Origin of the sequence: Methanocalculus natronophilus, from assembly GCF_038751955.1 — an archaeon.
Taxonomy (GTDB): Archaea; Halobacteriota; Methanomicrobia; order Methanomicrobiales; family Methanocorpusculaceae; genus Methanocalculus; species Methanocalculus natronophilus.
This window is the reverse complement of record NZ_JBCEXH010000005.1, coordinates 85,541-99,300: the sequence shown is the minus strand read 5'-3', so window position 1 is coordinate 99,300 and position 13,760 is coordinate 85,541. Positions and strand designations below refer to the sequence as shown.

Below are 13,760 nucleotides of genomic sequence, written 5' to 3'. Positions count from 1 at the left end.
TTACTCCTGATCCCTCCCATACGGGGGATCTGAATCATCATCGGGATCGGGTTGTGGCAGATCCGGATCCACGGACCCATCAGCACCTGGTTCTCCACTCCAGGTATATCCACGCTCCTTCCTCCATGCAATCCCGGTCGTCTGGCCTGCATACCATTGCGGCCGGCTGGAGGGAGAGACCTGCTGCGCGCTGCTCTGGAGGCTTGCAAGCGCTGAAGAAACCCCTGCTGCCGACATCCCGAGCACCCCGCCTGAGACCTGGATGACTGCACCCTGCTTCATACTCTCAAAGATTTCAGGAACTGTTGATCCGACCGGCAGGACAAAACAGGCTGCAAGCTGGCTGCTGGCGGTTCCGGCATTCATCAGGGCCGGTGAATTCGGAAGAAACCGGCACCGCTCCAACATCCGGAAGAAAACCTCTCGCTCGGTCTCATCTCTTCCGACAGCGTCTGCAACACGCCGGCAGAGATCAGAGAACGTCTCTTCACCAGGGAGCAGGTACCGGCTCTTCAGGATATGGTCCCGCATGGTGGCTGACATAAACCCGTTCACGCCCCGACTACGGACGTAACCCGTTCCACAAAGAGCCTGGCATGGTCGATCAGATCAGCGGTGAGATCGCCAAGAGCACTGAGGGAAAAGCCGTCCGGAAAGAGTTCGCCTTTCGGTGTCGGCCTGGGCAGGGGTGTCTGCACGGGTGTCGGTGGCACCGGTTCTGGCACCTCAGTTGGGGTGGGAGTGATGGTGGGGGGCTCTGTCGGTGTCGGCTCGATGGTATCCGGCGGCTCTGTGGTGTGAGATCCGGCGATCACAGCCGGGTGAGCGAAGACTGCTCCTTCCCGTGCATAGCCGTCAGGCCCGCACTGGCTGATCTCAAGAAGCGGTCCGCCAGCTGCTTCAGGAACCTCTCCCGTCACGGCAACCGAGACCGAGACCCGGTCTCTTGCCGGATAACTGAGTTCAAACCCGGGAATCGAGTAAAAATAGCCCCACCCCGGGGCCCGTACGCTTTCCCCGCCACGTATACTGATCCTGACATCCCACCTGGCATCGGAAAGACTCGTCCTGAGACGGAGGGTGTCAGAGAGCGGAAAAGCCGTCTGCGTCAGTCTGTCAAACGAGAGATGTGTACGGAGGGTTACAGTCTCTCCGGGCTCAAGATCACCTGTTGGAGTTGTTAACCTGGAACTGACGGTGAAGGCCGAGAGATCAGGAGGTGGCGGTTCAACCACAACCGGTGCAGGTGGGGTTTTTGAAGGCAGATCTGACTGGTTTGAAGCGATCTGGGAGATCGAATACTCACCGTTTTGCCGTACCTGGCTGGTCCCGTCAATCTGGCGGATCCGGAGGAGTTGTATTTTTTTAGGAGACTCCATGTCCGGGATGATCCCGGTGAGCCTGATATGCAGAATCATACCATCAGCTGCAGGGTAGGCCAGTTCCCATCCCGTGATGGTAACCCGGGTTCGTCTCTCCTGCCTGAGGGTACTCGTCCCTCCATGTCTCTTCAGATCCGCATTCCATGCGGGATTAACCAGGTCCGTCTCCAGGATGAGCCTGTCGCCTGATGGAAACGCCGGATCATCAAACCCTGGAAAACTGATCCAGAGATCGATCTCCTGCAATTCACCCGAAATAAGATACCCGTCAGGCAATCCCTCTGCATCATCGACGAAGAATCCAGCGGCAGCCTGGACCAGGAGAAGAGCCAGGGCAAGAGAGGCAACAGCCCACAACCTCATACACACTTCATCTGCCGGAAGAACAAAGAGCCTTTCGTCTCCGGGAGACCTACCATACCATCATGCAGCTTTCTGTCCTTGTCGAGAACACCACACTGATCGATCGGTACTATCGCGGAGAGCCCGCCCTCTCCTTCTTTATCGAGGATGGCGATACAAAGATACTATTTGACTGCGGGTACTCGGACATCTTCCTTCAGAATGCAGAAGCAATGGGCATCAATCTTCTTGAAACTGACACTATTGTTCTCTCCCATGGCCATATCGATCACACAGGCGGGCTCCCCCACCTTACTGCATATCATATCCGGGCATCATCTGACAAAAAAAGGATCACCCGGCCGGTCTTTCTCACCCACCCGGCAACCTTTACCCAAAAGACTGCAGCAGAAGGAGTTCCCGTTGGCTGCCCCCTCTCCCCGGAGTATCTCCGGCGTTTTGGAGAGGTTACGTTAACAGACAAACCTCTTTTGATAACCCCCCGCCTCTTGTTTCTTGGAGAGATTCCACGATATTATCCTGACAGGATCCAGAAAAGCAGCGCATATATCGAATCGCCTGAAGGCCCAAAACCTGATCCGGTTATTGAGGATTCGTGTCTTGTCTACCGAAGTGACCGGGGTCTTGTCCTGATATGCGGGTGCACCCATGCCGGTATCGAGAATACAGTTCGCCATGCGCGCCATATCTGTGGGGATGAGAGAATTGCCGCAATAATTGGTGGACTCCATCTTTACCAGGCTGACTCAGCCAGGATCAGGGAGGTGGCGGCGTGGTGCGCGCAATCAGGGGTAGGTGACATCTACCCCTGCCACTGCACCGGAATGCCTGCTGCAATCGCACTCCAACAGAACCATATACTCACGCCAATTGGTGTTGGAACCAGGCTGTGCTGGGATTCGGGTGAGATTACTGATGGACAAACCTTAAACTTCAGACACTACGAATGATGGTTATGGTTGTTCCCTCAAAGGTTTTCTTTACGAAGGGTGTCGGTGTCCACAAGGACAAGCTGGCATCATTTGAACTGGCGCTCAGAAAAGCAGGTATCGAGAAGTACAATCTTGTCTATGTCTCGAGTATCTTCCCGCCCCATGCAACAATTGTGGCTCCCGAGGAGGGGCTACAAGAGCTGAATGCAGGTGAGATCGTCTACTGCGTGATGGCCCGGAATGAGACAAATGAGCCGAACCGGCTTTTATCCTCAGCAATAGGGCTTGCCCTGCCCAAAGAGGCAAATGAATACGGCTATCTCTCAGAGCACCACGCATTTGGAGAAACCGCGTTTGTCTCCGGTGAGTATGCAGAAGATCTCGCAGCAACAATGCTTGCAACAACCCTCGGTATCGAGTTTGATCCCGACAAGGCATGGCAGGAACGGGAACAGATCTATAAAGCAAGCGGCAGGATCATCAAGACAACCCATATCTGCCAGTCAGCAGAGGGAGATTCTGACGGCAGATGGGTGACAGTCATCGCAGCTGCAGTCTTTGTCCTGTAAGAGCTGATCCCAACCCCCCCAGGCCTGTTTTTGGAGTGATATGGATATGGAGATCCTGGGTATACCGTTTACTGATCTCTATACCTGGGTGATCATACCCGCTTTAATCATTCTTGCCCGGATTCTCGACGTCAGTATGGGGACAATCCGGATCATCTTTGTTGCCCGGGGGTATCGTTTCCTTGCACCGGCAATCGGCTTTTTTGAGGTGATCATCTGGCTTCTTGCCATCGGCGAGATCATGAAGAACCTCGATAACCCTGCCTCCTATATTGCATACGGCCTTGGATTTGCCATTGGCAACTATCTGGGGATACTGCTTGAGGATCATCTCTCAATCGGGCAGGTGATCGTCAGGGTGATCACAAGCCGTGATGCCACACAGCTCATTGAATCACTAAAACAGAAAAATTATGGAATCACCTCGATAGATGCGGAAGGTGCAACCGGTGACGTCAAACTGATCTTCCTTGTTATCAAACGATCCCACCTGACTGAAGTGATCAACCAGATAAAACACTTCAATCCAAATGCATTCTATTCAGTCGAGGATGTCCGGTCTGTGAAAGAAGGGGTATTTCCCCTTGAAAAAAAGGGTTTTCTCAGCTCACGGTATAATGCAATGAAGGTGAGGCGGAAACAGAAGTGAATTACCGCCTCTTGATCTGCTCAAGCGCTTCAAATGCAACCCGTCGCACACCCGGATCGCTGTCATGGATGAGATCGGTGAGGGGCTCATGTGCCTCGTAGTTTCCGATTTCACCAAGCACGACTGCTGCACGCTTTTTCATGACCGGATCGTCATGTGAGAGATAGGTGATCATGGTGGGAACAGCAGGATCACCCATGCCTGCGAGGATCTCCATAGCCCCTTCCCGGATACGGGGGTTATCGTTCTCAAATGCGGCTGTGACTTCGGGGAGCGCGGCTTTTCCAAAACCTGTAAGTGCTGCAATGGTGCAGTTCCTGACCTCGGGATCAGGGTCGGCAAGCGCACCGATGAGGTGGGAGACGGTATTCAGATCACCAATCCCGCCGAGTATCCGGACACCGGATTCACGTATTGCCGGATCCTGGTGGCGAAGAAGCGTGACAACATCTGATCGGCCAGCTGTTCCTATCCCGATCAGCGCCTGCTCAACAGACTCCCTGAACGCGGGATCAGTTTCGGGCAGTTGCGCAAGAAGAGGGGGAACTGCCGGCTTTCCAATCCGGATGGCAGCAGATACCGCAGCGGTCCGAACCTCCTCCACGGGGTCGGAGAGGAGATTTTTGAGCACCGGCATCGCCTGTTCGCCGGGGAGGTATCCAAACGCTGCTGCGGCAGCTGCCCTGACACCGGGATCGGGATCATGTAGTGCTTTTTGGAGCGCGTCTCCCCGATTACCGGCTTTTGTCAATGCAATCGCAGAGACTGCTCCTGATCTGATCCCGCTGTCTGGATCGTCAAGGGCAGCGGCAAGGGATGGGAATGCCCGGTCTCCTGCAATACCAAGTGCCCGGATCAACTCCCTCCTGACATCGGTTCTCGCACCCTCAAAAGCCTTGATCATGGGCTGAATTGCGGGTTCACCAATCTTTCCAAGTCCTGATGCCGCTGCTCTCCTGACCCTCCAGCTTTCATCCCTGAGTGCGTCAATCAGGAGCGGAACCGCTGCAGCCCCGATCTCGCTGATCGCATGTATTGCATGGATCCGAACCTCTGGATCGGGACTTCCAAGTGAATCGTCCAGTGAAATGCGGGGCAGGTGCTCTTCAGCGTCTGCCTCATCCTCAACAGTCTTTCTGCCCCTGCCGAAACGGGATCTGAGCCCTTTCAAGAAACCCATTATGCTACCTCTCTCTACCGTGTATCTGTTGAACCATGATATATAAAGCCCTCCCGCATTGATTTTTCAAACAAATTGTGGAGCCTATCGGGCACGGACAAGCGAGAGGAGGTCCCAGGCGAGTGATTCGCTCTGCCGAATCCCGGTCATCATGGTATCGAGCCTGAGGCTGCCGCCCACCTCGATCTCGTCACGGGTATCCTGGACAAAGATATCGACGATATCGCCGTAGGCTTCACGTGTCCCCCGGGAATCAGGAGTTTTTCCCCAGGCTTCCATCAGTGCGGCAGCAGGACCAGAGATTGGCCTGCTCCCGATAAAGGGGCTGACCGCAATGACAAAGGCTTCAGCAAGCGCCTCACGCATCCCTCTGCACTCAAGGATCGGCCCGATGCTGGTGACGGGGTTTGACGGCCCGATGATCACCGCTTCGCTTCGCTGAATTGCATCGATAGAAGCCTCGGTTGCAACAGGGGGCGTCTCAGCCTGCCGGATGATCCCGGATATCCGGACATTGCCCCGGTGCTTCACCCAGTACTCCTGGAAATGCATCGGCCCGGTCTCTGCTGCGACGCAGGTTGCAACAGGCGTGTCACACATCGGCAGCACCCGCGCCTGGACGCCGAGTGCTGCTCCAGTTGCGTCTGTTGCCTCTGTGAGTGTCTTTCCTTGCCTGAGCAGTTCGCCGCGTGCGATATGGACAGCCCGGTCCCGGTCACCGATTGCGATCGATTCCGGCAGACCGATCCGCTCCAGGTACCGGTTGGTCTCAAAACTGTCGCCCCGGATCCCCCACCAGGTCTCGGTATTCAGGATACCGGCAAAGAGGTACAGAACCGTATCGATATCAGGTGAGAGATGGTTTCCCGATACCCAGATATCCTCTGCGGTATTGACGATGACAGAGATATCGGGATCGTTTTCGATCTGGCGGATGCCCTGGAGCAGCTTCGGGGTTCCTGTTCCGCCTGAGAGGAGCGTGATCATACTGATCACCTCTATGTCAGATCTGTTTAAGATTGTCGGAAACTACCCGTAATTTTGGGGAAGGGGATATATAATAAATCTCATGCATCATAGATCAGGTGCATGCATACTGGCAGAACAGAGGGAGACCCCCTGGAGAGGCCGAAGATGATCAAGGATCCGGTCCATGGCGATATTGAGGTGAACCAGGAGATCCGATCCCTCCTTGACATACCTGCCATCCAGCGTCTCCGGATGATCCGCCAGCTCGGCTTCTCGTTTCTGGTCTATCCGGGTGCCAACCATACCCGGTTCGAACATGCACTCGGGACGATGCACCTTGCCGGACAGCTCTGCACCCGTCTCTGCCTGCATGATGATGAGTCACGGCTCCTGAGGGCAGCGGCTCTTCTCCATGATATCGGCCACGGGCCGTTTTCGCATGCAATCGAGCCGCTGATCCGGGCTTTCTTCGGTCATGGCCATGACCGGGTTGACCATCTCCTTGAAGATGCCGAAACATCCCGTGCTCTCACCCGCCTTGGAGCTGATCCCGGGGAGGTTGCCGGGGTTATTGATGGCACGCACCCGCTTGCAGGGGTCATTCATGGTGAGCTGGATGTGGACCGGATGGACTACCTCAGGCGGGATGCACATTATACCGGTGTTCCCTATGGCTCGGTTGACTCGAGCAGGATCATCAGGAGCATCTTCCTCTCGGAAAAAGGCCCTGTCCTTGATGAGTCAGGTGTCCAGGCAGCAGAATCTCTCCTGGTTGCCCGGACACTGATGAGGCCGTCTGTCTATTACCACCATGTCTCAAGGATTGCTGAGCGGATGTTTCTGGTAGCGGCACTGGATCATTGCGACCATGGTGGTGATCCACAATCCCTGATCCTGATGGATGATCCCGCATGTGTAACAGCTTTCCGGGAATCAGATAGTTTCGTCACGAGATCGATTATCAAAAGCCTGCTGACGAGAAAACTCTACAAGCGTGCGGTGTATGTCGGGGTCGGCTCGATTAACCGTCTCCGTATACCGCAGCCGGATCTCCGTGAATCCATGCGGCTTGCAGAAGAGATTGCTGAGTGTGCAGGTGTTCTGCCGCATGAGGTCTGTGTGGATATCCCGGAGTTTCCCGAGGATATGGTGATGGAGGTCTATGTACAGAACCGCCATGACGTCATATCAATCGAGGAGATCTCGCCTTTAATCAGGGGCATGAACGAGATCAGGCGTTCACAGTGGCGGCTTGGAATCTATTGCCCGCATGGCCTTGAGGATGCCGTCGCCCGGGCAGCAGCCGGGGTGCTGAACGTACGGCCCCCGACAAAACAAGATAAGCTCCCAATAGAAACAGAGTAAAGGAAGGGGAAGATGCGATGAAAGAACTGGTCATTGGAGTGACAGGTGCAAGCGGGATGATCTATGCCGCCAGGCTGCTTGCTGTTCTTGAGAAGGAGTGCCGGGTGCACCTGATCATAAGTGAGACAGCTGAGATGATAGCAGGACTTGAAGGGATCTCGTTTGCGGACTACCACTGTATCCACGAAGAGAACGCAGATCTCGCAAGCGCAATTGCAAGCGGATCGTTTCGGTTTGACGGGATGGTCATCATCCCCTGTTCGATGAAGACGCTTGGCGGGATTGCGCATGGCATATCAGATTCCTTAATCGGAAGGGCCGCTGATGTCTGTTTGAAAGAGCGGCGGCCGCTGATCCTTGTCCCGAGGGAGACACCGTATTCAAGGGTTCATCTCACCAACATGCTTGCCGCACATGATGCAGGTGCTGTTATCCTCCCCGCATCACCTCCATTCTACCAGAATCCAGGTGGAATCGAGGATCTTGCCGATATGATCGTCCAGCGTGTTTTGGATCATCTCAGAATCGATCATACTGTTGGCTCGCGATGGAGCGGATACCATGCGTGACTTTATCGAAGAGCTGCGTGAGCGGGATCTCCTCATTGATGTGGAGGAAGAGACCGGTCTTGTCTTTGAAGCAGCGAAGATGGCAAAATCAACCGATAAGCCGCTTTTTTTCCATAAGTTCGGAGGCGGCAGCCGCGGTGTGATGAATGTCACCGCAACACGGGAGACACTGGCACTTGCCCTCGGTGTTGATCCGGCAGCCATGGTTCCCGCACTTGCCAGGTGCAGGTATGACGGCAGGGTTGTTGAGGAAGGTACCCTTCCAACCCATACCCCGGATCTCGGGCAGATTCCTGTCCTGACCCATTTTCCACTGGATGCAGGACCCTACATCACCGCCGGGATCGTCTTCTCCTCGTTTGGAGGGGTTGAGAATGCCGCAATCCACAGGATGCTGGTGACCGGCAAAGATCGGCTTACTGCCCGGATTGTCGAGGGGAGGCACACCTACCAGCTTCAGAGGTCTGCCTGCAGTGCCGGGGAGAAACTGCCGGTCGGGATAGCAATAGGTGTTCATCCTGCTGTCACCTTCGCCTCATGCACCCGTGTTCCCGAGGGAAAAGAACTTGCATATGCAGCCGAACTGATGGGCGGCGAGCTCCGGGTCCAGACTCTCCAGAATGGTGTCTGCGTACCAGAGGCAGAATATATCCTCGAAGGGTATCTCACCGACAAAACCGCGACAGAAGGGCCGTTTGTGGATATTACGGGAACCTATGATCCCGTCCGGAGCCAGCCGGTGATCGAGATCACCGGGATCGCAAAGAGGCCGGATCCGATCTATCATGGGATCATGCCGGCAGGTGCAGAGCACCGTCTCCTGATGGGAGCGCCGTATGAGCCCCGGATCTACCAGTCGGTTGCAGGGGTGACGAAGGTGCGCGACGTCCTCCTGACCCCGGGGGGTGCAGGCTATCTCCATGCGGTGGTGCAGATAGAGAAACAGACTGAAGGAGACGGGAAAAACGCGATCATGGCGGCATTTGCTGCACATACATCGCTGAAGCATGTCTGTGTCGTCGACTGCGATATCGCGATCCACGATCCCGGGGATGTCGAGTTTGCAATAGCAACCCGTGTCCGTGGCGACCGGGATATCATGATCATCCCCGGTGTCCGTGGCTCGTCCCTTGATCCGTCAAGGATTGCTGACGGGCTGAACGTGAAAGTCGGTGTGGATGCGACGATTCCCGCCGGAAAAGAAGAAGAATATGTCAGGGCAGGATGGGATGCATAATGGAGCTGGATAGATCTGATGAAGAGGTACTGAATGGAGAATACGGCGAGACGCCACGGATGATGCTTGAGATATTAATCGCACTTGGAAAGATCTACGATGCAGAACGCCTCATCCCGGTCTCGAGTGTCCAGGTGAGCGGAGCCTCGTATAAGACCATCGGCGATGCAGGCCTCGAATGGCTCGAAGGCCTTGACGCACGTGCGGTTGTCCCCTCCTTCCTGAACCCGATCGGGATGCCGCGGGAGCAGTGGAGCGAGATGGGGATTGACGAACATTTTGCGGCGAAACAGCAGGAGATCCTCAATGCCTACAGGCGGCTTGGCATCCGCCTCACCTGCACCTGCACCCCCTACTACCACCAGATCGTGCAGTATGGGGATCACCTTGCCTGGTCAGAATCCTCAGCGGTTGCCTATGCGAACTCGGTTCTCGGCGCACGGACAAACCGCGAGGGGGGTCCGTCTGCGCTTGCCTCTGCACTGATAGGGAAGACGCCGGAGTACGGCCTTCATATCATGAAGAACCGGATACCCGATCTCATCATCGAACTGGATGATCCGGATGCTGCAAAAGAGTGGGGTATAGCAGAATATGGAGCGCTTGGGTATCTTGCCGGGAAAGAGGCAGGAAACCGGATTCCATACTTCCGTGGTATCAGGGGGAACCGCGACCGCCTCAAGGCGCTTGGGGCTGCGATGGCAGCAACAGGAGCAGTCGCCCTCTTCCATGTGGAAGGCATCACCCCGGAGACGAGAGTGCCGTTTATCAAACAGTCGTTATCTGCAGATACCGAGACGATATCGCTTTCAGTTGCAGATGTGCATGAGGTCTTCTCTGAGACAGAGGTGAATGCAATCGCTGTTGGATGTCCGCACCTCTCTGAAGATGAACTGAGATCCCTTGCTGCTCTCCTCTCCGGGAAAAAGGTTAAAAAAGAGTTTTTTGTCTTTGTTTCAGAAGAGATGATGAAAGAGCACCGCGATCTCGTCATGACAATTGATAAGTCCGGTGCACGGGTTTATGCGGATACCTGCATGGTCGTCTCACCGGCAACGGACCGGCTTGGATCGGTGATGACCAACTCCGGCAAGGCATTCACCTATCTTCCGGCGATGTGCGGGGTTGTTCCACGACTTGGGACAATTGAGGAGTGTGTCAGGGTCGCCACAGAGTGACGTGGGCAAACAGGGAGGCTACCCCTTTATGGTTCCTGCTTGCAGATAACTGGTCTGAAAGAGCATGTATCAGATTGAAGGGGACAACCTGCCACAGACGATTACACCGGAAGTACTGTTCCGGAAGGCAATCCTGCGGCTCGCCCTGAAAGGGCATGAACGGCTTCTGCACTGCGGATCGGCTGATGCGTTGGAGACTGCTGCACTTGCTGCATGCCTGTCGAGAGGCAGCGTGGTGGGTCTGTCTCCTGGACTTACCCGGGATCCGGGTGACCTCTTCCTCCGTAACCGGTACCAGAATATCACGTTCATTGCATCAGATATTGAAAAGATGCACTTTTCTGGAGAGTTTGATACCATCTTCTCCCAGTATGCATTAAACTGGGCAGTGAATCCGAAAAAAGCATATGAGGCTCTCTATACAGCCCTCTCTCCCGAGGGGCGTATCCTTATCTGGCTGGATGCAGACGGCCTGTCAGAAGAGGTGGTCAGGGAGATATCCGCCCTCCTGAACGATCCGGCATGGAGTGGGTACTTCAGGGAGTATTCCTTCCCATATTCCCTGGTGACCGAGGATGAGGCAATGGAGCTCTGCGAAGATGCAGGGTTCTATCTTCTCAGCCTTGAGAGAATAGAGCGCCTGCTCACGTTTCCTGATGAATCATCGTTTGCTGCATGGGTGGAGAAGACCTGGCACCCGCTCGTCTCACGTCTCGATCGGAGTGTCTCTGACCAGTTCGTCTCGGCACTGATGGGGATATATCAAACGCTGTACCACCAGTCCGGGGAGAGTGGCGCAACCATCCCGGTAGCAGGAATTGAGATCGAGGGAAGACGGAACTAGCTCCCCCCGTTCTCATTTTTTTTCTCATCTCAGAATCCGATCATCCTGAGCACGTACAGTATCCCGACAATACAGATCGAAAAGACTGCGACAATGATACCCGGCCGAACCCCCAGGAGCTCCGGGATCGTCTCGGCCGGGAAGACGCCCTTGTTCAGGATGTTCCGGTCAAGTACCGGGTAGAAGCGGGCAAAGACTGCAGCCCCGATCACAATACCGATTACGCCGATGAGTGCATCAGCTGCACCTGAACCCACCGCGCCTGCGACCGTACCCGGACAGTATCCGAGGATCGCAAACCCGGCGCCGAAGATCAGGCCGCCGAGAATGGTGGCTCCAGCAGATCCCACCTTGTAATGGAGCCTGACAAGCCCTGCTGCCTTCAGTATATGGATCCCGATCATCCCAACCAGAACAGCCGAGAGCATCACCTTCACAACCGTGAAGTCGGTGAGGAGGAGCTGGCCGAGTATCACGTCATACTGTGTCACCCCGCCTTTATGGAGGAGGAAGCCGAATATGATGCCGAAGAAGAGCCCGAGGAGAACCTGGGCACTTTTATTGGATCTCAGTTCATCAAAACCCATTCTCTTTCCCTCCTCAGATGAATGTGAACCCATAGATCATCCCGGCGACCAGGATGCCCCCTGCAAAGAAGCAGATTGCAGCAACCAGGCTTGCAAGCGATAACTGGAGTGTCCCGGATATGCCGTGGCCGGAGGTGCAGCCGCCTGCCCACCGGGCGCCAAGCCCCATCAGGATGCCGCCTGCAAGCGCGACTATCCCCCGGAAGATCATATCTGTCCCAAACGCCCCTGCAAAGAGCGGCGGCACCGTGATCACCGAGAATGTGCCTGAGAGAACCGCCGAGAGAAAGGCGCCGATGACTATCCCGATAACAAGGATCCACTGCCAGTCAACAGTCGGCGTGAACTTCTGGTAATAGGGCATGGATTCTGCCTTCTCCCGTGAGAGAGCCGTCTCAACCATCCCGGCGGTCTTTGCATAGGCTGTCGATGCCCCAAGGGGCCGGTCAGAGAGGAGGAAGGTGAACCATATCAGAACACCAATCCCCGCCCCGACGATATAGGGCGACCAGGTCGCCGCTGTGAACCATTCAAGCATAGGAACCCTCACTCACTGATATTCTAGGGTGCAAACCCGGCCCGGCTGTATGCGGTGTAGCCGCCGCCGAGGTTTGCGACCCTTTCAATTTGTTTCATCTTCAGGATGCTTGCAGCGATACTGGCACGCTGGCCGCCCCGGCACATCACGATATATGATCCCTCTGCATCGAGTTCCTCATACCGTATTCTGAGATCATGCCAGGGGATATGGATCGACTTTTCGGCATGGGCAGCATCCCACTCCTCCTGGGACCGGACATCTATCAGGGTTGCTGTGCCGGATTTGACCTCTGCATCAGCCTCTTCAGGCGATAGCACCGGCACCCGGCTCACCGGGAGTGCGGCTGTACCCCAGGCAAGCATCCCACCGCTGAGGAATCCGCTGATTCTGTCAAACCCAACCCGCCTGAGCTGGAGCGCTGCCTCTTCTGCCTGCCGTTTCTCCTCAACAACCAGGAGAATCTCCCTCTCAGGAGGGAGCACCCAGCCCGCCTGCGTGGCAAAGTTCCCGGAGAGATCGATATGCCAGGCATCCGGGATATGCAGCCCTGAGAAGGCTGGATAGCTCCGTGTATCCAGGAGGAGAGCGCCGCTTTGGATCTTTTCCAGAAATGGTTTTGGATCAACTGGTCCGGGCTGATCAAGTGTCCGCATCAGGGCAGGTCCTGTCCTGTTGATCTCGGAACAGCGGGCAAAGTGGTCGGGTGCAGCAGGCATGTCTGAAGTGAGGGCGTGGATGAACTCCTCTTTTGTCGCGATATTGAGGGCATAATTGTATTTCTTCTCGTACCCGATGGTGCTTGTCCGCTTTGCCGCCATCGCCCTCCCGCAGAGGGATCCCATCCCGTGCGCCGGATAGACCTCGACTTCGTCTGGGAGTGTCATGATCTTTGTATGCAGGTTCTCATAGAGAGATGATGCAAGCTCAACTGATTGTCCGGGGAAGAGATCCGGCCTCCCGACATCCCCGACAAAGAGGGTGTCGCCTGAGAAGAGGGCAACCGGGCTCTCCCCACGGCCGAGATCGGCTGCGATATAGCAGATATGTTCAGGCGTATGGCCTGCGGTATCGATCACAGAAAACCGGATATCCTCTACCAGAATCTCGTCTCCTTCTGCGACTGCTTTATGCGGAAAAGCGCATTTTCCGGATTTCGGGGCATAGATTGTCGCACCAGTCAGTTCAGCCAGATCGAGATGGCCTGAGATGAAGTCTGCATGAAGGTGTGTCTCAAGGATATGCGTTATCTGAAGTCCGTTCTGCGATGCATACTCGATATACGGTCCGACATCACGGCAAGGGTCGATGACGGCACATTTCCTGTTCCCGGCAACAATGTATGAGCTGTGGGCGATGCCGGGCACGAAAAACTGCTGGATGATCATAGGCTCTCAA

The 13,760-nt window shown here is 55.4% G+C and carries 15 protein-coding genes; 8 read left to right on the top strand and 7 right to left on the bottom strand.

Annotated elements, in window-relative coordinates; all coding sequences use genetic code 11:
• Together ABCO64_RS07365 and ABCO64_RS07360 are read right to left on the bottom strand one after the other, a co-directional pair.
• Positions 1–543 carry a ribonucleotide reductase N-terminal alpha domain-containing protein gene (locus ABCO64_RS07365; protein WP_343089311.1) on the bottom strand — a complete coding sequence of 181 codons (543 nt, stop codon included), beginning with the start codon at positions 541–543 and terminating at the stop codon, positions 1–3.
• 8 nt (positions 544–551) lie between these two features.
• Positions 552–1,745, bottom strand: a complete 1,194-nt coding sequence (locus ABCO64_RS07360) for a hypothetical protein (protein ID WP_253459841.1) — start codon at positions 1,743–1,745, stop codon at positions 552–554.
• A 62-nt stretch (positions 1,746–1,807) separates the two neighbouring features.
• Here ABCO64_RS07360 and ABCO64_RS07355 point away from each other — a divergent pair, with 62 nt between their 5' ends.
• From ABCO64_RS07355 to ABCO64_RS07345, 3 genes are read left to right on the top strand one after another with little or no spacing between them, the layout of a single operon-like run.
• The gene (locus tag ABCO64_RS07355) at positions 1,808–2,695 is read left to right on the top strand and encodes an MBL fold metallo-hydrolase (RefSeq protein ID WP_253459844.1); all 888 of its coding nucleotides are present in this window, start codon (positions 1,808–1,810) and stop codon (positions 2,693–2,695) included.
• Between the two features lie 5 nt (positions 2,696–2,700).
• The gene (locus ABCO64_RS07350) at positions 2,701–3,246 is read left to right on the top strand and encodes a pyruvoyl-dependent arginine decarboxylase (RefSeq protein WP_253459847.1); all 546 of its coding nucleotides are present in this window, start codon (positions 2,701–2,703) and stop codon (positions 3,244–3,246) included.
• Positions 3,247–3,292: 46 nt separating this feature from the next.
• Complete coding sequence (locus ABCO64_RS07345; protein ID WP_253459850.1) at positions 3,293–3,895, top strand: DUF2179 domain-containing protein; 603 nt, start codon at positions 3,293–3,295, stop codon at positions 3,893–3,895.
• Position 3,896: 1 nt separating this feature from the next.
• Here ABCO64_RS07345 and ABCO64_RS07340 read toward each other — a convergent pair whose 3' ends face one another.
• Positions 3,897–5,075 carry a HEAT repeat domain-containing protein gene (locus ABCO64_RS07340; RefSeq protein ID WP_253459852.1) on the bottom strand — a complete coding sequence of 393 codons (1,179 nt, stop codon included), beginning with the start codon at positions 5,073–5,075 and terminating at the stop codon, positions 3,897–3,899.
• Positions 5,076–5,159: 84 nt separating this feature from the next.
• Entirely contained in the window at positions 5,160–6,062 is a 903-nt protein-coding gene (cofD, locus tag ABCO64_RS07335) for a 2-phospho-L-lactate transferase (RefSeq protein WP_253459857.1), read from the bottom strand.
• Positions 6,063–6,209: 147 nt separating this feature from the next.
• On the opposite strand from cofD, the gene ABCO64_RS07330 reads away from it, so the two are divergent.
• The 5 genes from ABCO64_RS07330 (at position 6,210) to ABCO64_RS07310 (ending at position 11,237) form a co-directional block, all read left to right on the top strand.
• The gene (locus tag ABCO64_RS07330) at positions 6,210–7,409 is read left to right on the top strand and encodes an HD domain-containing protein (RefSeq protein ID WP_253459860.1); all 1,200 of its coding nucleotides are present in this window, start codon (positions 6,210–6,212) and stop codon (positions 7,407–7,409) included.
• 17 nt (positions 7,410–7,426) lie between these two features.
• Positions 7,427–7,978 (top strand): UbiX family flavin prenyltransferase, encoded by a 552-nt coding sequence (locus tag ABCO64_RS07325; protein ID WP_253459862.1) that lies wholly within the window; start codon positions 7,427–7,429, stop codon positions 7,976–7,978.
• The gene (locus ABCO64_RS07320) at positions 7,971–9,215 is read left to right on the top strand and encodes a UbiD family decarboxylase (RefSeq protein WP_253459864.1); all 1,245 of its coding nucleotides are present in this window, start codon (positions 7,971–7,973) and stop codon (positions 9,213–9,215) included. The genes ABCO64_RS07325 and ABCO64_RS07320 overlap by 8 nt, the downstream gene beginning before the upstream one ends.
• Positions 9,215–10,393, top strand: a complete 1,179-nt coding sequence (locus ABCO64_RS07315) for an aconitase X (protein ID WP_253459867.1) — start codon at positions 9,215–9,217, stop codon at positions 10,391–10,393. The genes ABCO64_RS07320 and ABCO64_RS07315 overlap by 1 nt, the downstream gene beginning before the upstream one ends.
• A 64-nt stretch (positions 10,394–10,457) precedes the next feature.
• Positions 10,458–11,237: a class I SAM-dependent methyltransferase gene (locus tag ABCO64_RS07310; protein WP_253459870.1), complete on the top strand. Its 780-nt coding sequence runs from the start codon at positions 10,458–10,460 to the stop codon at positions 11,235–11,237.
• A 29-nt stretch (positions 11,238–11,266) separates the two neighbouring features.
• On the opposite strand, the gene ABCO64_RS07305 is transcribed toward ABCO64_RS07310, so the two are convergent.
• From ABCO64_RS07305 to ABCO64_RS07295, 3 genes are read right to left on the bottom strand one after another with little or no spacing between them, the layout of a single operon-like run.
• Positions 11,267–11,824, bottom strand: coding sequence for a DUF6691 family protein (locus tag ABCO64_RS07305; protein ID WP_253459872.1), 558 nt, complete (start codon positions 11,822–11,824; stop codon positions 11,267–11,269).
• A gap of 13 nt (positions 11,825–11,837) precedes the next feature.
• Positions 11,838–12,362 (bottom strand): YeeE/YedE thiosulfate transporter family protein, encoded by a 525-nt coding sequence (locus ABCO64_RS07300; RefSeq protein WP_253459875.1) that lies wholly within the window; start codon positions 12,360–12,362, stop codon positions 11,838–11,840.
• Positions 12,363–12,385: 23 nt separating this feature from the next.
• Positions 12,386–13,750 carry an MBL fold metallo-hydrolase gene (locus ABCO64_RS07295; RefSeq protein ID WP_253459877.1) on the bottom strand — a complete coding sequence of 455 codons (1,365 nt, stop codon included), beginning with the start codon at positions 13,748–13,750 and terminating at the stop codon, positions 12,386–12,388.
• Between the last annotated feature and the right edge of the window lie 10 nt (positions 13,751–13,760).

What these genes read in the sequence shown, in the direction of transcription:
- ABCO64_RS07300 (WP_253459875.1), bottom strand. Translation starts at nt 12,362, where the DNA reads ATGCTTGAATGGTTCACAGCGGCGACCTGGTCGCCCTATATCGTCGGG.
- ABCO64_RS07365 (WP_343089311.1), bottom strand. Translation starts at nt 543, where the DNA reads ATGTCAGCCACCATGCGGGACCATATCCTGAAGAGCCGGTACCTGCTC.
- ABCO64_RS07325 (WP_253459862.1), top strand. Translation starts at nt 7,427, where the DNA reads ATGAAAGAACTGGTCATTGGAGTGACAGGTGCAAGCGGGATGATCTAT.
- ABCO64_RS07310 (WP_253459870.1), top strand. Translation starts at nt 10,458, where the DNA reads ATGTATCAGATTGAAGGGGACAACCTGCCACAGACGATTACACCGGAA.
- ABCO64_RS07350 (WP_253459847.1), top strand. Translation starts at nt 2,701, where the DNA reads ATGGTTGTTCCCTCAAAGGTTTTCTTTACGAAGGGTGTCGGTGTCCAC.
- ABCO64_RS07340 (WP_253459852.1), bottom strand. Translation starts at nt 5,075, where the DNA reads ATGGGTTTCTTGAAAGGGCTCAGATCCCGTTTCGGCAGGGGCAGAAAG.
- ABCO64_RS07345 (WP_253459850.1), top strand. Translation starts at nt 3,293, where the DNA reads ATGGAGATCCTGGGTATACCGTTTACTGATCTCTATACCTGGGTGATC.
- ABCO64_RS07320 (WP_253459864.1), top strand. Translation starts at nt 7,971, where the DNA reads ATGCGTGACTTTATCGAAGAGCTGCGTGAGCGGGATCTCCTCATTGAT.
- cofD (WP_253459857.1), bottom strand. Translation starts at nt 6,062, where the DNA reads ATGATCACGCTCCTCTCAGGCGGAACAGGAACCCCGAAGCTGCTCCAG.
- ABCO64_RS07295 (WP_253459877.1), bottom strand. Translation starts at nt 13,750, where the DNA reads ATGATCATCCAGCAGTTTTTCGTGCCCGGCATCGCCCACAGCTCATAC.
- ABCO64_RS07330 (WP_253459860.1), top strand. Translation starts at nt 6,210, where the DNA reads ATGATCAAGGATCCGGTCCATGGCGATATTGAGGTGAACCAGGAGATC.
- ABCO64_RS07355 (WP_253459844.1), top strand. Translation starts at nt 1,808, where the DNA reads ATGCAGCTTTCTGTCCTTGTCGAGAACACCACACTGATCGATCGGTAC.
- ABCO64_RS07305 (WP_253459872.1), bottom strand. Translation starts at nt 11,824, where the DNA reads ATGGGTTTTGATGAACTGAGATCCAATAAAAGTGCCCAGGTTCTCCTC.
- ABCO64_RS07360 (WP_253459841.1), bottom strand. Translation starts at nt 1,745, where the DNA reads ATGAGGTTGTGGGCTGTTGCCTCTCTTGCCCTGGCTCTTCTCCTGGTC.
- ABCO64_RS07315 (WP_253459867.1), top strand. Translation starts at nt 9,215, where the DNA reads ATGGAGCTGGATAGATCTGATGAAGAGGTACTGAATGGAGAATACGGC.